24 protein-coding genes and 4 tRNA genes are annotated in these 19,931 nt (G+C 26.8%); 17 read left to right on the forward strand and 11 right to left on the reverse strand.

Annotated features, from left to right (window positions below):
• Positions 1–56: 56 nt before the first annotated feature.
• The 4 genes from AVBRAN9333_RS06725 to AVBRAN9333_RS06740 all read right to left on the reverse strand — a co-directional run bounded on the left by AVBRAN9333_RS06725 (position 57) and on the right by AVBRAN9333_RS06740 (position 541).
• Positions 57–131: transfer RNA gene (locus AVBRAN9333_RS06725), tRNA-Thr, on the reverse strand.
• A gap of 108 nt (positions 132–239) precedes the next feature.
• Positions 240–316: transfer RNA gene (locus tag AVBRAN9333_RS06730), tRNA-Gly, on the reverse strand.
• 8 nt (positions 317–324) lie between these two features.
• Positions 325–409: transfer RNA gene (locus AVBRAN9333_RS06735), tRNA-Tyr, on the reverse strand.
• Between the two features lie 56 nt (positions 410–465).
• Positions 466–541: transfer RNA gene (locus AVBRAN9333_RS06740), tRNA-Thr, on the reverse strand.
• Between the two features lie 87 nt (positions 542–628).
• Between AVBRAN9333_RS06740 and yaaA the strand changes: the two genes are divergently transcribed.
• Genes yaaA through AVBRAN9333_RS06755 form a run of 3 tightly spaced genes read left to right on the forward strand, consistent with a single transcriptional unit; the run spans position 629 to position 2,182 of the window.
• Positions 629–1,363, forward strand: coding sequence for a peroxide stress protein YaaA (yaaA, locus tag AVBRAN9333_RS06745; protein ID WP_336609656.1), 735 nt, complete (start codon positions 629–631; stop codon positions 1,361–1,363).
• A 1-nt stretch (position 1,364) separates the two neighbouring features.
• On the forward strand, positions 1,365–1,589 hold the full coding sequence (locus AVBRAN9333_RS06750; RefSeq protein WP_214118209.1) for a hypothetical protein: 225 nt from the start codon (positions 1,365–1,367) through the stop codon (positions 1,587–1,589).
• Positions 1,586–2,182, forward strand: a complete 597-nt coding sequence (locus AVBRAN9333_RS06755; protein WP_214118211.1) for an NAD(P)H-dependent oxidoreductase — start codon at positions 1,586–1,588, stop codon at positions 2,180–2,182. Before AVBRAN9333_RS06750 ends, AVBRAN9333_RS06755 begins: the two co-directional genes overlap by 4 nt.
• 64 nt (positions 2,183–2,246) lie before the next feature.
• On the opposite strand, the gene AVBRAN9333_RS06760 is transcribed toward AVBRAN9333_RS06755, so the two are convergent.
• A complete protein-coding gene (locus tag AVBRAN9333_RS06760; RefSeq protein WP_214118213.1) occupies positions 2,247–2,378 on the reverse strand; it encodes an alpha-amylase in 132 nt (43 codons plus the stop codon).
• A gap of 169 nt (positions 2,379–2,547) precedes the next feature.
• On the opposite strand from AVBRAN9333_RS06760, the gene AVBRAN9333_RS06765 reads away from it, so the two are divergent.
• The 3 genes from AVBRAN9333_RS06765 to AVBRAN9333_RS06775 are packed head-to-tail and all read left to right on the forward strand — an operon-like array spanning position 2,548 to position 3,893.
• Positions 2,548–3,045, forward strand: coding sequence for a hypothetical protein (locus tag AVBRAN9333_RS06765; RefSeq protein ID WP_336609657.1), 498 nt, complete (start codon positions 2,548–2,550; stop codon positions 3,043–3,045).
• Positions 3,035–3,346 (forward strand): hypothetical protein, encoded by a 312-nt coding sequence (locus AVBRAN9333_RS06770; RefSeq protein ID WP_336609658.1) that lies wholly within the window; start codon positions 3,035–3,037, stop codon positions 3,344–3,346. The genes AVBRAN9333_RS06765 and AVBRAN9333_RS06770 overlap by 11 nt, the downstream gene beginning before the upstream one ends.
• Entirely contained in the window at positions 3,327–3,893 is a 567-nt protein-coding gene (locus tag AVBRAN9333_RS06775) for a hypothetical protein (RefSeq protein ID WP_336609659.1), read from the forward strand. The genes AVBRAN9333_RS06770 and AVBRAN9333_RS06775 overlap by 20 nt, the downstream gene beginning before the upstream one ends.
• Positions 3,894–3,931: 38 nt before the next feature.
• Here AVBRAN9333_RS06775 and AVBRAN9333_RS06780 read toward each other — a convergent pair whose 3' ends face one another.
• Together AVBRAN9333_RS06780 and AVBRAN9333_RS06785 are read right to left on the reverse strand one after the other, a co-directional pair.
• Positions 3,932–4,585 carry a hypothetical protein gene (locus AVBRAN9333_RS06780; RefSeq protein ID WP_336609660.1) on the reverse strand — a complete coding sequence of 218 codons (654 nt, stop codon included), beginning with the start codon at positions 4,583–4,585 and terminating at the stop codon, positions 3,932–3,934.
• A gap of 530 nt (positions 4,586–5,115) precedes the next feature.
• Entirely contained in the window at positions 5,116–6,636 is a 1,521-nt protein-coding gene (locus AVBRAN9333_RS06785) for a YifB family Mg chelatase-like AAA ATPase (protein WP_214149829.1), read from the reverse strand.
• Between the two features lie 243 nt (positions 6,637–6,879).
• On the opposite strand from AVBRAN9333_RS06785, the gene AVBRAN9333_RS06790 reads away from it, so the two are divergent.
• From AVBRAN9333_RS06790 to AVBRAN9333_RS06800, 3 genes are all read left to right on the forward strand, one after another.
• Entirely contained in the window at positions 6,880–7,149 is a 270-nt protein-coding gene (locus AVBRAN9333_RS06790; RefSeq protein ID WP_275591997.1) for a phosphorylase family protein, read from the forward strand.
• A 590-nt stretch (positions 7,150–7,739) separates the two neighbouring features.
• Positions 7,740–8,738, forward strand: coding sequence for a glycosyltransferase family 8 protein (locus tag AVBRAN9333_RS06795; protein WP_336609661.1), 999 nt, complete (start codon positions 7,740–7,742; stop codon positions 8,736–8,738).
• Between the two features lie 7 nt (positions 8,739–8,745).
• Positions 8,746–9,681, forward strand: a complete 936-nt coding sequence (locus AVBRAN9333_RS06800) for a glycosyltransferase family 2 protein (protein ID WP_336609662.1) — start codon at positions 8,746–8,748, stop codon at positions 9,679–9,681.
• Here AVBRAN9333_RS06800 and AVBRAN9333_RS06805 read toward each other — a convergent pair.
• Genes AVBRAN9333_RS06805 through AVBRAN9333_RS06815 form a run of 3 tightly spaced genes read right to left on the reverse strand, consistent with a single transcriptional unit; the run spans position 9,655 to position 12,462 of the window.
• Positions 9,655–10,317 (reverse strand): acylneuraminate cytidylyltransferase family protein, encoded by a 663-nt coding sequence (locus tag AVBRAN9333_RS06805; protein ID WP_239803249.1) that lies wholly within the window; start codon positions 10,315–10,317, stop codon positions 9,655–9,657. The genes AVBRAN9333_RS06800 and AVBRAN9333_RS06805 overlap by 27 nt on opposite strands.
• Complete coding sequence (gene neuC, locus AVBRAN9333_RS06810; RefSeq protein WP_239803248.1) at positions 10,314–11,438, reverse strand: UDP-N-acetylglucosamine 2-epimerase; 1,125 nt, start codon at positions 11,436–11,438, stop codon at positions 10,314–10,316. Before neuC ends, AVBRAN9333_RS06805 begins: the two co-directional genes overlap by 4 nt.
• The gene (locus tag AVBRAN9333_RS06815; RefSeq protein WP_239803247.1) at positions 11,431–12,462 is read right to left on the reverse strand and encodes an N-acetylneuraminate synthase family protein; all 1,032 of its coding nucleotides are present in this window, start codon (positions 12,460–12,462) and stop codon (positions 11,431–11,433) included. The genes neuC and AVBRAN9333_RS06815 overlap by 8 nt, the downstream gene beginning before the upstream one ends.
• Positions 12,463–12,526: 64 nt before the next feature.
• Between AVBRAN9333_RS06815 and AVBRAN9333_RS06820 the strand changes: the two genes are divergently transcribed.
• From AVBRAN9333_RS06820 to AVBRAN9333_RS06830, 3 genes are read left to right on the forward strand one after another with little or no spacing between them, the layout of a single operon-like run.
• Positions 12,527–13,330 carry an alpha-2,3-sialyltransferase gene (locus tag AVBRAN9333_RS06820; RefSeq protein ID WP_239803246.1) on the forward strand — a complete coding sequence of 268 codons (804 nt, stop codon included), beginning with the start codon at positions 12,527–12,529 and terminating at the stop codon, positions 13,328–13,330.
• A 12-nt stretch (positions 13,331–13,342) separates the two neighbouring features.
• On the forward strand, positions 13,343–14,164 hold the full coding sequence (gene galU, locus AVBRAN9333_RS06825; RefSeq protein ID WP_214118246.1) for a UTP--glucose-1-phosphate uridylyltransferase GalU: 822 nt from the start codon (positions 13,343–13,345) through the stop codon (positions 14,162–14,164).
• Complete coding sequence (locus AVBRAN9333_RS06830) at positions 14,161–15,366, forward strand: glucose-6-phosphate isomerase (RefSeq protein ID WP_336609663.1); 1,206 nt, start codon at positions 14,161–14,163, stop codon at positions 15,364–15,366. The genes galU and AVBRAN9333_RS06830 overlap by 4 nt, the downstream gene beginning before the upstream one ends.
• Before the next feature lie 47 nt (positions 15,367–15,413).
• Here AVBRAN9333_RS06830 and AVBRAN9333_RS06835 read toward each other — a convergent pair whose 3' ends face one another.
• Positions 15,414–16,043 (reverse strand): c-type cytochrome, encoded by a 630-nt coding sequence (locus AVBRAN9333_RS06835; protein WP_336609664.1) that lies wholly within the window; start codon positions 16,041–16,043, stop codon positions 15,414–15,416.
• 168 nt (positions 16,044–16,211) lie between these two features.
• Here AVBRAN9333_RS06835 and modA point away from each other — a divergent pair, with 168 nt between their 5' ends.
• The 5 genes from modA (at position 16,212) to AVBRAN9333_RS06860 (ending at position 19,127) form a co-directional block, all read left to right on the forward strand.
• Positions 16,212–16,904, forward strand: a complete 693-nt coding sequence (gene modA, locus AVBRAN9333_RS06840; protein WP_214118250.1) for a molybdate ABC transporter substrate-binding protein — start codon at positions 16,212–16,214, stop codon at positions 16,902–16,904.
• A complete protein-coding gene (locus AVBRAN9333_RS06845) occupies positions 16,867–17,571 on the forward strand; it encodes an ATP-binding cassette domain-containing protein (RefSeq protein WP_239803243.1) in 705 nt (234 codons plus the stop codon). The genes modA and AVBRAN9333_RS06845 overlap by 38 nt, the downstream gene beginning before the upstream one ends.
• Positions 17,559–18,221, forward strand: coding sequence for a molybdate ABC transporter permease subunit (modB, locus tag AVBRAN9333_RS06850; RefSeq protein WP_214118254.1), 663 nt, complete (start codon positions 17,559–17,561; stop codon positions 18,219–18,221). Before AVBRAN9333_RS06845 ends, modB begins: the two co-directional genes overlap by 13 nt.
• 139 nt (positions 18,222–18,360) lie before the next feature.
• Complete coding sequence (locus AVBRAN9333_RS06855; RefSeq protein ID WP_336609665.1) at positions 18,361–18,816, forward strand: hypothetical protein; 456 nt, start codon at positions 18,361–18,363, stop codon at positions 18,814–18,816.
• Between the two features lie 32 nt (positions 18,817–18,848).
• Entirely contained in the window at positions 18,849–19,127 is a 279-nt protein-coding gene (locus tag AVBRAN9333_RS06860; protein WP_336609666.1) for a hypothetical protein, read from the forward strand.
• The last annotated feature ends 804 nt before the right edge of the window (positions 19,128–19,931 follow it).

The raw sequence follows: 19,931 nt of genomic DNA on the forward strand, positions 1-19,931 counted from the left end.
TCCTCCGTATTAATAAAATTAATTACTAGTCTAAAATTATTACCTTTTTGAATAAATGGAGCTCATAGTGGGACTTGAACCCACGACCTCTCCCTTACCAAGGGAGTGCTCTACCTCTGAGCCATACGAGCGCTCAGAAAAATTACAACTTTAGACAACAAATACACTAAAACTTAAACTATTTTTGGAAAAACTTGTGAAGCGATAAAAATTACAGCTCCCAGTTCTTGCAAAAAAGTTGGAGCGGGAAACGAGACTCGAACTCGCGACCCTCAGCTTGGAAGGCTGATGCTCTAGCCAACTGAGCTATTCCCGCATCTATAATGGTGGTGAGTCGTGGATTCGAACCACGGAAGGCAAAGCCAGCAGATTTACAGTCTGCCCTCGTTGGCCACTTGAGTAACTCACCTTTATTTATAAAAATAAAGCCTTTTTTGTTCTGGTCAAACACTGCTAAAAATAAAATGGAGCTGGTTAAGGGACTTGAACCCCCGACCTGCTGCTTACAAGGCAGCTGCTCTACCAACTGAGCTAAACCAGCATAAATCAAAAATGAAAGACGGCATTATATGTAAAAATTTTTCATTTGTCAAGAGTAAGTTATAATTTTTTTAAAAAAAGGAGCAATATGAAAATTTTGTTTTCACCAAGTGAAGAAAAAATAAATAGCTTAAATGCTTATAATATAGATGAATTAAAGATATTTTTTACTAATTTAAATTTAGACAATCTCTCAATAAAATCTCAATTTAGAAAATCATATATAAAGGAATATATAAATCATTTTGATAATTTAGAATTAATTTTTGGTGTTAAAAATACCCAAAATATATTAAATAATTTCTCTAATAAATTATATAAAGCAATAATTTTATACCAAGGAGTTAGCTATAAAGAATTAGATTACAATAGCTTAAGTAATGAAGAAAAAACATATATTGATGATAATGTAATTATATTTTCCAACCTTTTTGGACCTATTCTTGCAAATGATGAGATACCATTTTATAAACTCAAACAAGGGGTGAAATTAAACAAAATCAACCAAGCTAAAGAATATTTAAAAGATACAACAAATAATCTAAATGAAATAATAAAAGAATTTGCAATTGACCTTAGAGCTGATATTTATAAAGACTATTATCAAATTCAAATTCCACACGCAACTTTTATTTTTATGAAAAATAATAAGCAATTATCTCATAGCTCAAAAGTCTATCGTGGCAGGGTTTTAAGGCTATTAGCACAAAATAATATTACTAATATTAAAGAATTATCTAATATGATTTATACTAATTTTTCTGTAATAAATATAGAAAATATAGAAAATAAAACAATATTTTATATTGATATAAAGGATTAAAATGGGAAGCTTGTATTTACTAGTTATACTAATCGTATTTTTACTGATAGCATTTTTAATTACGCAATATTTCAATGCAAGAATAAATCTATTAAAACAAAAAATATCAGTAATTGATGATAAATTAAACGAAGCAATGAAGCTAATAGAAAGAAATAGATTATTAATAGAAGATAATAAAGAAAATATATTAGCTCAAAAAAAAGCTAGAAAGGACGAAGAATGAATTATTTGCACTTATTAAAAACTCGTTTTGCTTGTAAAGAATTTAATAACGAAAAAGTTTCTCAAGCAAAAATCAATACTATTTTAGAAGCTGGAGTTTTAAGCCCTAGCTCATTAGGGCTTGAGCCTTGGACTTTTTATGTTTTACAAAATCCTGAAAACATTGAAAAATTAAAACAATTTTGTAATTCTAAAAGACAATTTGAAACTTGTGCTTTTGCTGTAATTGTAGCTGCAAAAAATAATTTTGACCCAAAGGGTAGCGTAGTTCAAAATGCGCTTAAAAGAAGAGAAGATTTTGATAAAGTTTATGAATTATATTCGCCTTATCTAAAGCGTTTAGAAACTAGAAACGCTCACGAATATGGAGCTTTACAATGCTATATAGCAGCGACAAATATGGTAAATTGCGCTCATACTTTAGGCGTTGATTCTTGCATTATCGGAGGATACGACGAAGCACCGATTAATGAAGAATTTTTACCAAAAGATGAGTTTTGCGCTTTGGTTTTAACTTTTGGTTATAGAGCAAACGGACAACCAAAACATAAAAAAATGAGATTTTCATTTAACGAAAAAGTAAAATTTATATAAGCATTCTATCTTCAAAATAAATTACATTTTATACACTAGCCTTTTTAGGCTAGTAAATCCAAAATTATTTTTTATTATTTGGATTTAATTGAGCACCACGATTTCCATGAACTTTTGCGTGAGCTGGGTTTTGACCTGAAGTGCCTTTATTAGCATTAGCTTGATTTGCTTTATGGTTTGCATTAGCATTATTCATAATATCTCCTTTCATAAAATACTTTATTATACCCCCCCCCATTCTTAATTTTTACTTAAAAAATATAAATTTAAAATTCATATATTTAAAACTTGTTATATATTTAAGCATAAATTAAGAATGGGGGGGGGTATTATCTCGTTTTTATTTTATTTTAAAAGGATTAAAAATGAATGCGACGATTTTATTCTCTCAAATTCAAGACAAGTTGCCTAAGAAAATAGGTGGATTTAAAAAAGCTCTTACAGCAAATCAAAATTACTCAAAACCAATTATGAGTAATGAAGAATTATTAAAAAAACTAGAAAATTTAAGCGAAACCGAACTTGACGAAGTTGCTAAAATGCTTGAAAAAGACAAGCTTGATAGTCCTAATGTATGTTTTTGGTTGCATAATTTCTTATTAGGGGCATTTGGCGTTTCAAGATTTAAGGTAGGGCATTTTAAAATAGGTATTATAAAATTATTAATTCTTATAATTTATCAAATAAGTTATATTGCAACGCTTTTAATTAGATTTGATCCACAAATTACTTTTATATTTTATTTATTAGTTTGTGCATTTTGGTTTATAGATTTATTTAGCATAGGTGTATTTTTAAGAAATAAAAACCTAGAAAAGGTTAATAATATCATAGACTTAGTAAAGGCAAGAAATGCAAATTAAAAAGCCTTTTATTGATAGTAAAAACTATCCTTTCAAACTAATTTATAAAGATAAATATTTTGAAGTAGTAGTCGGTGAAGCACAGACAAATAAGGGTGAATTATCAATAGGGATAAGGACAAATTATTTTCCTAAGGATAATTTTCACAATGATTGTTATTTTATTTTCCCATCGCATTTTGGCGTTGAGTTTTTAAAATTATTTATATTAGACAATAACCCAAATAATGAAAATATCTCTCAAGCTATTGCAAAAATATTTGAAGATAATAGGAGTAACAATGAAAAAAATAATAATTAGTTTATTTTTAAGCACATATTTAAGTGCTTTTAATTTTTCTTTTTTTGATAATACACCAAAATGCAATGATGAAGTAGCACTTGAAGCCCTAGAAGAGCTTATAAGAGAAAATGCTCCTGAAGTAATATTTAAATATGGCGTTATTAAAGCATTTCAAGATGAAGTAGAAAATACGATAATTAAAGCGCGAGAGTTTAAAGATTATGATTATTCATATAATGGTAATTTTGCTGAAAGCTACACAGCAAATGCTTATAAACCCGTAATTGATTTATTAAATCAAATAATAAAATATGTAAGCAGTAATGTTAAGATGGATTTTTCTAGCTTTGTAACACTAAAAAACGAAGATGATAGAGCAAGATATTGTAATGCTAATTTGAAATTTGTTTATCCAACTATGCCAAATGAATTAAGCAGTAAAATAACAAATGGCAAGATAAAAGGCATAGTTGTGAATGGTGGAGAAAACGAAACTACAATAAAATATAAAACTTATTACACAGATGATAAAGAGCAAGTTTATGTAGAGCTAATTGATTATTAAAATATTTTTACTCAAACCTTTAAAGGCTTGAGTAAATTTTAAAATTTATAGCTTAATGCAAGTCCTATGCTACCGCCTTTGCTAATATCATTAACATAACCAAATCTTACTCCTGCATAAATATTATTCGCAAATGTATAGCCTAAAGATATATCAAATTCTGCATTCAAATCTTTTTCTTTTATAGTGTCAAAATAATATTTAAGATACACACCGCCACTCATTGTAAAATTATTCTCAAATTGCTTTCTAGCAGCAACACCAGTCTTTAAAAACATTGAATTTGCACTAACATTAATATCATTTGTATCAATATTATAAAACTTAGTTTCAAAACTTCTACTAGCATAACCTAGACCGCCTAACAACGATAAAGACATATCATTACCAACTAAAATTCCATAACCACCAAGTGCTGAAAAACTATTAAAGCTATCTTTGATTTTACCTTTAACATTATATGAATTTACAAAATCACTATTAATTTCAGCATGAGTAAATCTAATATCATATACAAAATGATTTTCTTCATTTGTGTAAAATCTATTTGCATACAAATCAGCTCTACCAACAAAATTATCTTCTAAACTAACTCCATTTTCTTCAACCAAACTAGTTCCATAAATATCCAAACCAACAAAATTGCTTGCAAAAGCATTTACACAAATTAACGAAAAAACTAATTTTTTCATAATATCTCCTAAAATAATTTTAAAAATATAATAATACCCCCCCCCACTCTTAATAAAAGCTTAAAAATAAAATTATTAAAACCAATTTTTAAGGAATTTAATTATTTATTATTTTATAATCACAAAAATTTTTTAAGCAAAATAAGAGGCTAAAAATACTAAAAATATGGGACAAAAATTTGCCAAAAAGCACGAAATCATAAATAATTTCAAAGCTTGTTATATCTTTTGGACGCTTATTATGAATTAATAAAAAAAGATGAAACAAATTACTCTTATCAAAACTTAGTATCAGCAATACAAAAAGCTAAAAATTAATTCAAGAACTTGAAAGAGATTTTAATGAAGTTATATCTAAAGAAAATCTTGATTTAGAAAAATATAAGTTATATAACAAAAAGAAAAATTATTTATTCTCTGCTTTAAAAGGTATGAAAAGTATTGTATTTGATAATCAATTGTTATATTATTGATTTAACTTTAACTACTAATTTTAAATTCTTTAAAACTAAAGAATTTAAAATCAAAATCTAATGTTTTGCTCTATATCTAAAAGATAAAGCTATTTTTATATCTTTTTCGTTTATTTTTAATCTCTCTTCAAAATCAGCCAAAGACCTAGCAACCTTTAAAACCTTATTAGCAGCCCTAGCACTTAAATGATAATTATTAATAGCTTTGTTAAAAATATCTCTTGCACTATCTTCTAAAATGCAGTATTTTTTAATATCTTCATCGCTTAATTTACCATTAAACTCATCTTGCTTTCTTATCTCTTTTTGAAAGATAAAAGCCTTTAAAATCTCATCAGCTAAATCCTTGCTACTAACACTTGCTTTTGCGTTCATATCAACCTCATCAACCGCCACATATAAATCAATCCTATCATAAATCGGCTCTGAAATCTTACTTTTATACCTTATAATATCACGCTCAAGGCATTTGCAATTTTGCTCTTTTTTAAAGAGATTTCCACAAGGGCAAGGATTTAAGGCTGATATGAATAAGAATTTAGTTTTATAAGATATTTTTGAATTAACCCTTGAAATATTGATTAGATTATCTTCTAAAGGCTCTCTTAGGCTTTCTATAATTTGCTTATTAAAATAAGTAAATTCATCAAAAAACAAAACCCCATTATTTGCCAAAGCAATTTCGCCTATCCTAGCATTTTTAGTCCCACCACCTAAAATTGAGCTAATAGTTGAGCTTCTATGCGGACTTCTAAAACTTCTAATAGATGAAAAATCAAGCTTCTCACCATTTAAACTCCTATAAGCATTATTTTCTAAAATCTCATCAACGCTAAGTGGTGGCATTATATAAACTAGCCTTTTAGCACACATACTCTTACCGCTTCCAGGTGAGCCTTCTAGCATAATATTGTGCATTCCTAAAGCTGCTATTTTACAAGCTAATTTTGCTTGTTCTTGCCCCCTAATGTCTATAAAATCTAGTGGGTAATTTGTATTTTTTATATAGCTTTTATTATTGATTTTGATTAAAGAATTAAAAATATTTTCATTATAGTTTATTCTGAATTTTTCTTTATCTTCGCTAGTAAAAAACTCAAAAGCTTCAAGTAAATTCCCGACAGCATAACACTGCAAATTATAAATCAAACTAACTTCATTTGCTAAGTCTTTAGGCACTAAGACCTTAGAATTTGGCTTAAATCTAGCTAAAAACAATAAAATAGAAAAAAGCCCCGAAGTGCTTTTAATATCCCCATTTAACCCAAGCTCTCCGAATACATAATAATCATTATCTAAATCTTTTTCATAAAAATATACTAAAAGTGCAATTGCTAAATCAAAATAACTACCATTTTTAGGAATATCTGATGGGCTTAGATTTATTACGATTTTTTTGCAAGGCATTGTAAAATCATCAAGATTAGCAAAAGCTGATTTTATCCTATCTACGCTTTCTTTGATACTAGTGCTTGCTAATCCTACTATATTAAAAGCAGGTAAGCCCTTTGACATCATTGCTTCAATATTTATTATATTTAGTTCGTTTGTATAAATTGCTGATTTTATATTTTTCATATTTTTACCTTTTCTTTAGAATACTTTAAGTTTATTAATATATACTCGCAATTCGTTTTCTTTGTGTGATTTTTTAAGCCTAAGAGCTTAAGTTTAAAATTTCACACAAGGAGAAGCTATGAAAAATTATTTTTCATAATTTGTTTAACGCAAATTATATTTGCGAAAGTTCTTATTCAAGGTGCTCTTCCAGAAGAGACTGATGTTTTAATCAATGTTTTAGAAAATAAGTAAGAAGAAAGAATTGGTTCTTATCTATTCTACTCAGGAACAATCAACGGAAAAGATGTTGTTATATCAAGAACATTAGTTGGTATGACTAATGCTGCAGCTACAACTAGTATAGGAATATTAAAATATAAACCTACTATCATAATAAATCAAGGAACAGCAGGAGCTCATGATTTAGGTTTAAAAGTAGGAGATATTGTATTAGCTAGTAAAATATATAAAGTTGGTTCATACTATAATCCTTGTGGAAAAATCCCTATGAAATCTCTATTACCCTATTAGTTCCAGCAACAACACAAAAATCTATTACTTATGATAAAGAGCCTTGACAAGACAATACAGCAAAGTAAGTAGAAGCAAGTTATTTTACAAGTGATGAAAATTTGTTAGAACAAGCTTATGAATTTGCAAAAACTACTAATTATAAGACAATTAAAAGTGTGATTGCAACAGCGGATGCATATAAAAAGAAACAAAAAATGATTGAATGGGTTATATAAACTTATGGCTCAAGTACTGAATAAATGAAAAGTGTAACAGTCGCTCAGGTAACAAAGGCTTTTGATATACATTTTATAGGGATTAGAATAATATCAAATGTGGAACCTAGAAAATAAAGTTTTGATGAAAAAACAGTTACAAAATGCCAAGAATTTGTAATTGAGTATCTAAAAACATTAAAATAATATAAAAAGAATTGGAAAGCATATTTCAAATTCTTAAAAACTATTCTTTTATATCTAATTTTAAAGCTTCTTTTATTTAATCAAATCGTGTTATTATTGCTAGTAAGTAACAACTGTTGCTTTTTGAATAACACATAAATAATATTTATAATTTAAAATTTTAATATCAATTTAAAAGGATTGTTAATGAAACCTTTATTTCAGCATAAAATAGGAATCTGTTTTGCAATAAACGAAACATTTTTAAATCAAATGATTGTATCATTACAAAGCATTATAGATAACCTAAATCACGATAATCAATACGACATATTAATTTTAAATGATAGTAGAAATGAAATCAAAAAAAGAACTATAAAAGCTTTTTATGAGAAAGAAAATATTTCAATAAGATTTATTTCATTAGATAATAATTTAAAAGAAAAACTTAAAGATTGTAATGAGTACTGTGGCGATTCTAGTTTAAGCACTTATTATAGATTATTTATAAGTGATATATTTACTAATTTTCAACATATTATATATTTAGATGCTGATACAGTAGTGCTAGATGATATAAGCAAGTTATATAAAAAATGCGATGATAATTATTTATTTGCTGCTTGCGTAGATAACAAATATTCATGTTATATGAAAAGAGTATCAAAAATCACACCATTTCAAATAAATTCATGGTTTAATGCTGGAGTAATGATTTTTAATATAGATAAATGTAGAAATATGAACCTGTCAAAACTAGCGTTAGATGTAAATGAAAAATACAAAGAATGTAAAACAATAAACGATGAAATAATGCTTAACCTAATAGCTCTAGAAAATAAAACACTTATAAAACAACTTGACCTAAAATGGAATTGTCTAAATATAGATTACTTTCAAAACCCTGACAAGGATTATATATCAAAAATAGGTAACAAACCAAGCTTAATACATTATGTAGGCACAAAACCTTTTCAAAATGTAAAAACAGGTGGTCTTATACAAAACCACTCTCAAATTTATGGGGGGGGGCAAATTTGGTGGACTTATGCAAGAAGATCGCTTGCATATGAAGAGTTTTTAGATACCTTTATAGAATATAAGACAAGCATTAAATTGCCTAAAATTTTTGTTAGGTTTATCACGTTGTTTATTTACTCAAAACAAAATAGAAAAGCTTTTCGTAGCAAATATACGTTAATGTAAGGAAAAAATGAAAATATCAATAATTATGGCAACATACAATAAAGAAAAATATATACTTCGTGCACTAAATAGTTGCCTAAATCAAACATATAAAAATATTGAAATTTTGGTAATTGATGATGGGGGGGGGGATAACAGCATTAAAATCGCAAAAAACATACAGAAAAAAGATAATAGAATAAAAATTATACAAAATCATTCAAATTTAAAAACACTCTACGCAAAACTAGAGGGAATAAAATATTCTACTGGTGATATTGTAACATTCTTGGATCCTGATGATGAATTAGAATTAAATGCTTGCGAAGAAGTGGTTAAACTTATGTCTCAAAATATAGATATTGCTATAGGTGGTCTATGCACAATATATAACAATCATAAAAAGTTTAAAATTATAAAAAACCAAATCCTAAAACCAAAAACATATAAATCAAATTTAGATAGCTGGCAACTTTGTGCAAAATTTTTTAGAAAAAACGTTTTATTCCAAGCTAGGGCAATGCTTTTAAATCAACAAATAAAATCAGTATGTATGTTAGATGATGGAATACTATCAGTTGCGATAATATTAAGTGATTTAAGATATATTAGTTTTACAAATGCGACATTTTATAAATACTACAAAAACGAAACAAGCATAACAATTGATAATTCAAACTATAGAATGAATGAGAATCTAAAAGATATTAAAATTCTTTTAAAATTTATAAAAAATAATTATAATCAATTTATTGATTATAGACTTTATAGAACATTTGTAAAAATATATACAGACATACTACGCAACACAAAAAAATATAATAAAAATAAAATGAAAAAACTACATTTCTTATATTTATTTCGGTTTTACAATACACACAAACTAAAAAATATAAATACTTTTAGAATATACCTAAAAATTTGCTCAAAACATATTTTACAACAAATGCTCAAAAATTTTTAAATCCCACTCAGTATCTATATCAAGTGAATGAGATTTTTCCATAATAAAAGCTATTTCGTTATCATTAAAACTTGTATTCTCATCTAAGTCTTTAATATAATTTATATAAATAGCTCCATTAATTTTATAGTTTTTCTTAAAATCTTGACGTCTTATTGTGCTATTTTGCTCTACTATTTTTTCCAATATACCTTCACTAATAGTTCTTAATAAAACAACATTATCACCTTCACATACACTAGCTACACTTTTTTTATGTTTTAAAAAAGTCTCATATGCACCTCTGATATCTTCGGCATCTCTAAGCGGTGAAGTTGGTTGTAAAATTATTAAAACATTAAATATTTTACCTATTTTTCTATATTCATCTAAAACCTCTAAAACACAATCTAAAGTTTTAGCTGTATCGCTACTTGTCTTCTCATTACGCAAAAACGGCACACTTGCACCATATTTTTTAGCAATACTCGCATATTCTATACTATCAGTAGACACCATTATTTCATCAAAAATTTCAGATTTAATAGCTGCACTGATCGTATATGCCATTAAAGGAATTTTATTTACTAATCTAATGTTTTTGTCTTTTACACCTTTACTACCACTTCTTGCCGGAATAATTGCTAAAACCTTCATAAATCATTGAACCTTTTTTGCAAATTAATTTTCCAAGTCTTTTTATTATTTAAAATTTTAAGAAATTCACCTGCACAATTTCCACTACTAAAAGAATTATCTTTATTTTTTATATTAAAATTATGTGTTTTAATAAAATCAAGTAATTGCATATCATCTGATTTAAATGTTTTTATATATTTTATATTTTCTTTTACTCTTGAATTTTGCCTTGAACCTATATTTATACAATAAGTCCCATATACTCTAGCTTCTCTAATACCAGCTGAACTATTTCCTATAATAAATTCAGCATATTTTAAAAGTGTTAAAAATTTTTCAAATTTAATTGATGGAAATAATTTAAATTTTGAATTAGTTTTTAACTTCTTTAATTCATTTAAAATAATATCACTACCCAAATCATTATTCGGATATATACAAATATAGTTTTTATTACTATTAATTAATAGTTGAATTAAATTCTCAACTTGATATTGCATAGAATTAACTTCAGTTGTAACAGGATGAAATGAAAATATTGCATAATCTTTAAAATCTATACCATAATATTTTTTAACATCTTCTAAAGTTGGTAAATCATCGCTTAGCATTACATCAATATCAGCCGAACCTATTATAAAAATAGCATTTTCATCTTCTCCTAATTGAATGAGCCTAGCTTTAGCCTCATCATTTGCGACAAAATGTATATGAGATAGTTTAGTAACTGAGTGTCTTATACTATCATCTATAGTGCCACTTTTTTCTCCACCTTCAATATGTGCTACTAAAATATTATTAAATGCCCCAACAATAGCTCCACCTAACGCCTCTGGTCTATCCCCGTGAATTACTATCATGTCAGGTTTATACGAACTTACAAACTCGCTAAAATCACTTATAAAATGGGATAAATTAATATCAGTTTTATTTGTTTCATATTTTTTTGCTAAATATAAATTTGAAAATCCGTCTTTAATAATCTCTTTATAAGTGCTTCCAAATTGCTCTAGTAAATGCATACCGCAAGCATAAATCATATAAGAAAAGTCATAGCACTTATCAATCTCTTTTATAAGTGGTTTAATCTTTCCCCAATCAGCTCTAGTTCCACTTACAAAAAGTATTTTTTTACTCATTTATCATATCCCAAGTTATATGAGTGTCGTTTTCTATATCACATTTTGCTTTTTTACCCAATAAACTCTCATAATACTCAGCTAGTATCTCACCTGTTCCAGGGCGTTTTACCCAAAGATTATCTACGCTAAACACTTCTCCTTTTTTAATAGGCTTTATACTTACGCAAGTTGCAAACGCAAAATCAATGGTAACTTTTTCTTCTTTAGCTGCTTCTTTTTTGCCACCTTTCATTTGATGAAGTTCTTTTGCAGCATTTACAAGCTCTCTTGCTTCATTTTCATCCATAGAACAAACTATATCTTCTCCAACTCTATTTTTATGATCGGTAAAATGTCTTTCAATTATTGTTGCCCCTAAAGCAATAGCTGCAATTGATGAGTTATTGTTTAAAGTATGATCGCTAAGTCCAATTTCTAAATCAGGGAATTCTCTCATCATCTCTTGCATAGCCCCAAGCCTTACTAACTGTGGTGGTGTTGGATAAAGATTTGTAGTATGAAGTAATGCAATAGGGGTATTCTCATCTTTAAAAATCTTCACAGCTTTTTTAATAGAAGCTATATCATTCATGCCTGTTGATATAATTGTCGGTTTATGAAAGCTAGCAATTAATTTTAAAAGTGGGTAATTATTCATCTCGCCAGAACCTATTTTATATGCACTTACTCCAAAACTCTCTAATCTAAGAGCTGCTGCACGGCTAAATGGGGTTGATATAAAAATCATACCTTTACTTTCTACATATTTTTTAAGCTCTAGTTCATCAACTTCATTTAAGGCACATCTAGCCATAATATCATATATGCTATCGTTTGAGTTTCCTGGAATTACCTTCTTAGCTTCTTTACTCATCTCATCTTCTACTATATGGGTTTGATGTTTTACAACTTCAATTCCTGCACGATGAGCCGCATCTACCATTTGTTTAGCTACTTCTAAACTACCACCATGATTAATACCAATTTCCGCAATAATTAGAGCTGGATGATTTGTATCTATAATTCTATTTAAAATTTGCATTTTAAACCTTTTATTTTTATTTTAGATATTATAATATATCATAGATTATAAAAGGATTTAATTTATGATTGATTTTAAAAGAGACAGCGATAATTTAATTGTAGCGGGAAATGGACCTAGCCTCAAAAACATAGACTTAAATTCATTACCCAATGATTTTGATGTTTTTAGATGTAATCAATTCTATTGCGAAGATAGATATTATATTGGAAAAAATATAAAATTAGTAATGTTTAATCCAATAGTTATTCATCACCAAATAAGAACAATTCATGAAATTATTAAAAGAAATGAATACAAAATCGAAAACATATGTTTAAACTATATAAATAATAATTGGGATACCAATTTTTGTTTAAACAAGTTTAAAAGCAAAATGCCTTTTGTATATATATTAAAAGATATTTTAGATAAGCAAATTCTAAAAGATGTATGCTTATTTGACGAATTTGATAACTTAAGACCAACTTCTGGAGTTTTATTAATGTTGCTTGGAAAATCGCTAGGGTACAAAAATATATATTTTATTGGTATGGATTTTGCATTAAACAACAATCAAGAACAAATGATTTATATTGAAAATAGCAATATATGCAATACAGTTTATAAAAATAATAATATAACAAACTTTATGGATGAATTGCATAATTCTAAATATGATTTATCCTTAATTAATAAATTTAACTTTATACCACTAAGAACAACCAATGAGTTATTAGCTGAAAAAAAAATAGATTATATAAATGATTTTATATTAGAACGTAATCTATCATTTGATAAAAAAGCAAATTATTTAAAAACAATAGAAAAATATTTAAGACGTAAAATAAAGAAAAAACTAGGTTTTAAAAAATATCAACAATTTTAAAAAGGAAGAAAGATGATAAAAACTTGCATATTTCCAGCAGCAGGTTATGGAACTAGATTTTTACCTGCAACAAAAACTTTACCTAAAGAAATGCTACCTATTTTAGATAAGCCATTAATACACTATGCTATGGAAGAAGCTATTGAAGCAGGACTTACAAATATAGGTATTATTACAGGCAGAACAAAAAGAGCTTTAGAAGATTATTTTGATATATCTTATGAGATTGAAGACGCAATAAAAGGCAGTGAAAAAGAAAAATTACTTGATGATGTTCGTAGACAAATGGAAGTATGTAACTTCACATTTACTAGGCAAAGAAAAATGAATGGATTAGGTGATGCGATAAATTGTGCTAAAAATATGGTTAGTAATGAACCTTTTGGGGTAATTTTAGCAGATGACTTGTGTGTAAATGATGCTTGTGGTGTAATGAGCCAAATGGTAAAAGCATATGAAAAATATCGTTGCAGTATTGTTGCACTTATGGAAGTTCCAAATAAAGATACTAAAAAATATGGGATTATTGAAGGCGTAAAATTAGAAGATAATATTTACAAAATCACAGATATGGTTGAAAAACCAGACCCAAAAGACGCAAAAACAAATCTAGCAATTATTGGAAGATATATTCTAACCCCTGATATTTTTGATATTTTAGACAATACCAAACCTGGTCGTGGTGGAGAAATTCAAATTACTGATGCTCTTAATACTCAAGCAAAAGAAGGTAGATGTATAGGATTAGTATTTAGTGGTCTTAGATTTGATTGTGGTAGTGTAGAAGGTTTTTTTGAGGCGACTAAATACTTTTATGAAAGAGATTACAAATGATTACCTATCAAGAGTATTTTGAAAAAACTTCGCAAGAAAACATAAGCCTTTATCTAAAAAGAATGAATGAAGAAAGGCAAAGTGGCGAAGTTGGGTTTTATGATTTGCCTTTAGAATTTGATTTAGGAATTTCAAAACTTCAAAAAGTAAAAGAAAAATTTGCTAACAAAAGTCATTTTATAGTTATTGGAATGGGTGGAAGTAGTGTTGGCACTAGGGCGATTACGAGTTTTTTGGGGATAAAAAATATTGATTATTTAGACAATATTTCAAGCACTCTTTTTAATGAAATATTAGAAAAAATTGACCTTAAAAAAACGCTTTTTATATTAGTATCAAAATCTGGAAATACAATTGAATGTATAAGTTATTTTAGGATTTTGCTTGATGTTTTAGGTTTAAATGTAGATGATTTAAAGCATCACTTAATAGGAATTTGTATGCAAAATACCAAATTTTATGAGTTTTTAAAGACAAATGAAATAACACATTTTGATATAGAAGAAAACGTTAGCGGTAGATTTTCAGTGCTTAGTAATGTTGGACTTGTGCCGTTATTTTTAGCAGGGGCTAATGTTGATGAGCTTATCAAAGGCGCTAAAGATTGTATGAACGAGCAAAAAACAAAAGAACATATACTTAATCTAGCCTACACGCTAAGCACAAAAATGATAAATAAAAATTATGTTTTATTCACTTATTGTGAAGAATTGCGCCATTTTAACGAATGGTTCGTTCAGCTTGTAGCCGAAAGTCTTGGGAAATTTAAAGAATATAAACGCGTAGGACTTACACCAATTAGTCTAATAGGACCAAAAGACCAGCATTCGTTTTTACAACTCATAATTGAAGGGCCAAAAGATAAATTCGTAGAATTTATCCGTATAAAACCAAATCCAAATAGCCCCAAAATAAAGCACATAAAAGGACTTGAAAATCTTGAAAATCAAAGCGTAGGACATAGTTTAGATGAGCTACTTTATGCTCAAAGCAAATCGTGTCTTGATGCGATAAAAGCTGAAGGAATAGAAACAAGTCTAATTGAGCTTGATGGCAAAAGTGCTTATAATATCGGATATTTAATATACTATTATGAGTTATTAGTTGGTGCTTGTGGGCTTATGATAGGCATTAGCACTTACGATCAACCTGGTGTTGAAAGTGCAAAAAAACTTCTAAAAATATTATTAACTACAAAATAATCATAAAAACAAAATTAGGAATTTGAAATTCCTAATTTTTAACTATCTTATAAAGTCTTAATGTATTTAGCTAAAGCTTTAAAGTCTTCATCATTTAGATTTTTTACTTGTAATTGCATAGTTTTTTGAGATTTACCACCAAAGGTTCCCGCCTTATATCCACTTAAAGCTTCATAAATTTCGCTCTCGCTTAAAGTATTTATTGCAACTTCAGCCCCAGGAGCTAATTTTTCTGCATTTTTTCCATGACAGGCAATACATTTTTTAAATAAAGTCGCCGCATCAGTTTTTAAAACATTTTCAACACTACTACTAACCTTATCAATGCCATCAGTAATTGCTTTAGCTGCACTATCTGTGCTTTCTTTTATCGTATTTGCAACTTCATTGGTGCTTTCTTTTAAATTGTTAGCAACGCTTTTTGTAGTATCACTAATGCTATCTACTGCAGAATTTATCATAGGTTCAACTTGATTTGCGGCAGTATTTATATGTTCATCAACCTTTGTTGCCACATTATCTACAATTGTATCTATTTTCTTAGCCACTTCTTCAGTGCTTGATTTTACATTTTGACTAAGCTCTTGAGCTGGTTTTTGCTCTTCTTTTTTATCATTACAACCTGTTTGAATTATTAAAGCACTAATTGCTGCTAAACTTAAAAATATTTTTTTCATATTTTCTCCTTAAATAAATTAAAAGGCAAAATACTAGCATTTTTTAATAATTGTAATATTAAAATAAAAAATTAATTTATTATATATTATTTTATATAATAAGCTTTTAAATTCAGTTTTATTAAAGATTTTTTAATATATAATTTTTTATATTTTAAAGGAGTAAGTATGAAAAAAGCATTATTATTTTTAAGTTTAAGTTCTTTTGCATTAGCAAATACTTTAAATATCGCAGCAGCTGCAAACATAAGCTATCCACTAAACGAATTAAAGCAAAAATTTGAAAAACTACACCCAGATATAAAACTTAATGTCAATACAGGTGCTAGTGGTAGCTTTAACGCACAAATTAAAAATGGAGCAAATTATGATGTATTCTTATCTGCAAATATGGAATTTGCTAAAGATTTAGAAGAATTAACTAAAAATCAAGCAATCACTTATGCAAAAGGAAAGCTAATATTATTTTCAGCTAAAAAAAAGCCTAATTTAGATGATTTAAAAACCGCATCTTGTATAGCTATAGCAAACCCAAACACAGCTCCTTATGGAAAAGCAGCTAAAGAAGTATTAAATCAAATTCCAAATAGTTCAAACATAATAACGGCTACAAATATTTCAGCAACATTACTACAAGCTACAAAAGCTTGTGATTATGCTTTTGTAGCAGCGTCTAGCGTAGAGCAAATTAAAGAATTAGGTTTTAGTGATGAAAACATATTAAAAATTGATGATAAATTATACGAACCAATTTTACAAGGTATGATAATTACAAGTAAAGAAAAAAATGCTAAAGTGTTTTATGATTTTATATTAAGCCCTGATGCAAAGGAAATTTTTAATAAATATGGCTATGAATGAGCTGGATTTAAAACACGATTTTAAAGACTTTAAAATAAATGCTAGATTAAGCTTTGATGATGGAGAAATTATCGCATTGTTTGGTGATAGCGGAAGTGGTAAAAGCACTATTTTAAAATTAATAGCTGGGCTTATTAATAAGCCTTTGCTAAAAGATATTGCTTTTTTATTTCAAGATTGCACATTATTTGATAATTTTAATGTATATGAAAATCTAGTTTTTACAAATACTAAAACTCTTTTAGATGATTTAAAATATATTTTTGGTAAAAAATTAGATAAAAATACAAGTAATTTTTACGATGAATTATTAAAGCTAGCTAATTTAGAAGAGCACAAAACTAAAAAAATCAGCACTCTAAGCGGAGGACAAAAACAAAGACTAGCATTAATTTGTGCCTTAAGCAAAAATGCAAAATATATATTATTAGACGAGCCTTTAAGTGCACTTGATGATAGTAACAAAATAGCACTTATAAAACTAATCAAAAAAATAAATCAAGACTACAAAAGAACAATTATTTTTGTATCTCATTCGTGTTTTGAAATAAATGCCCTTGCTGATAAAATATATTTTGTAAAAAATGGTAGTTTTGAAAAATGTCTTAATAAAGAAGAATTTTTTATAGAAAAAATCCAAAATAATGAGTTTTTATGCAAGAATTAACACCAATTTTCTTATCACTTAAGTTATCTTTCGTAACTACTATAATATTATTTTTTATTTGCTTATATCCTGCATTTTATCTAAGCCAAAAAGAGTTTTTTGGTAAAAAAATACTATTAAGCATAATTTCATTGCCACTTGTGCTACCCCCTACCGTTTTAGGCTTTTATTTATTGGTGCTATTAAGTCCTAATAATTATTTAGGGCAATTTTTAGCTAAATTTGATATTAAACTTGTTTTTAATTTTAAGGCTTTATTGATTGCTTCAATAATTTATTCTATGCCTTTTATGTTTAATCCTATTTATAGTGCGTTTAATGCTTTGCCCAAAAATCTTTTTGATAGAGCTAAATTACTTGAAAAATCTCAAGCTAACATAATATTTCGCCTTTGTTTGCCGCTAATAATCCCTAGTATAATAAGTGCTAGTGTTATGAGTTTTGCTCATACTATGGGAGAATTTGGTGTAGTAATGATGATAGGCGGTAGCGTAGCAGGAGAGACAAAAGTCGCTTCTATTGCCGTATTTGAAGCATTAGAAACACTAGATTTAAATAAAGCAAATGAGCTTAGTATAATATTATTAGCTATTTCTTTTATTATTTTATTTGCCTTACAATTTATAAAACAAAATAAATATAAATCCTAATTTAAATTCTTTAAACTAAAGAATAAATAATGATAAAAATTGAGAGTATAGAGAACATAATAATAGGTTAAAAGCTGTAGGGTAAAACTTAAAGAAGAGCCTATTTTCAAAATAAAAATAAATAATATAGGAAAATATTATGCAAAACAACAATGAACCTATTTTTGTGATGAATAGAAAAAAATCTTTTTTCGTATCTCTTTATTATATATTTGTTTTTATATGGGATTTAGCAACTTTACTGATTGGAATATGTTTTATAGATTTAGATAATTTTTTAGCAAATATTATTGGTTTTATTATAGTTGCTATTATACCTTATCATTTTTTTTGTGCAATTGATATTAAAACGGTTATTTGTTATGAAGATTTTTTCATAATTAAGAGAAAGTTTTGCACTCAAAAAGTTTGCTATAGAAAATTTAAAGATTATTGGTTTTTTACTTCTATTACTAATAATAATATAGTAGTTAGGTTTAAGAAATTTCAATTTCCGATACATATAAATCAAAATATGTTTACACAAGATGAAATTAAAAATTTTATTGAAATTTTAGAAAAAAACAATATCAAGCGTTATAGTTGGTTTGATTAATTAAGTATTGTAAATACTACTGAAAGGATTTTATGAAACTAGTATTTCTTGCTATGATAGTTGTAGGATTTGCATTCTTATGTGAAGCTTACCCGTATAAAAAATTTAATGCTAAACTTTTCTTTAAATGTGTATTTTGCTTTCGTTATTTTAAAGTAATTTCAAAAGAATATAAACCAAAAGATAAAAACCACATATATTATAATTTTATAGAAAATTTTCTTTATTATTTTAAATTTGTAATATTAGTTCTTTCATATACGCTTTTGTATTCTGGAATACTATTATTATGCCTTAATCTAACCCTTTAGATTAAAAATTTATAAGCTATGTTATTAATCTAAAAAATTAATTTACTAATAGCTAAATTTAAATCTAATAAGCAAGGCTAAGCCACTATTATAAATCTTATTAATTATATTAACACCGCACCAACAATTCAATCAGTCACTAAATCCACTAATTTATAAGCTATTTTTTTATTACACTAAAAATAATACTATAATCATTCCCTAAATCATCTTATAAAGCATTTTTTAAATAACTCTTATTAAACTATATTAAAAATATTTAAGATAAATTCCTATATTAAATAAAATAAAAAATTTATCTATCAATTTGCAGAAAACCAACTACCCAACATCATTAAATCTATATTATCCACAGCTTATTTATTTCATTAAAAAAGCTTTTAAAAACATTGTTTATCCTGTAAAGGTATAAAATTAGTTTATATGGTTTGATTATTTAAATATTTTAAACCTATATAAAACTTAATCCTACCCCCCCCAACATAAAAACTCATATCCTAATTATGTTTTATATGCGTAATAAATACTTTTATATAATCCATAAATCTAATTAATTTAATTACTTAATAAGCTTAGTATTAAATTACTCTAAAGTATTTAATTAAGTTTAATTTTTATTACTTTAAATCACTAATTAAACTTAGCATAAAAATACTTTAGTATTAATTACTTATCTTCTAAAAACAATCTAAGCCCTAATTACTGCAAAAGAATTTAAATCCAAATTTTATATAAGCTTAATTTTTAAAAACTCCATTTTACATAAACTTCGTTTTACAGAAATTTTATTTAATATAAACTTTT

Origin of the sequence: Campylobacter sp. RM9333 (genome assembly GCF_020137705.1) — a bacterium.
Lineage (GTDB): Bacteria > Campylobacterota > Campylobacteria > Campylobacterales > Campylobacteraceae > Campylobacter_E.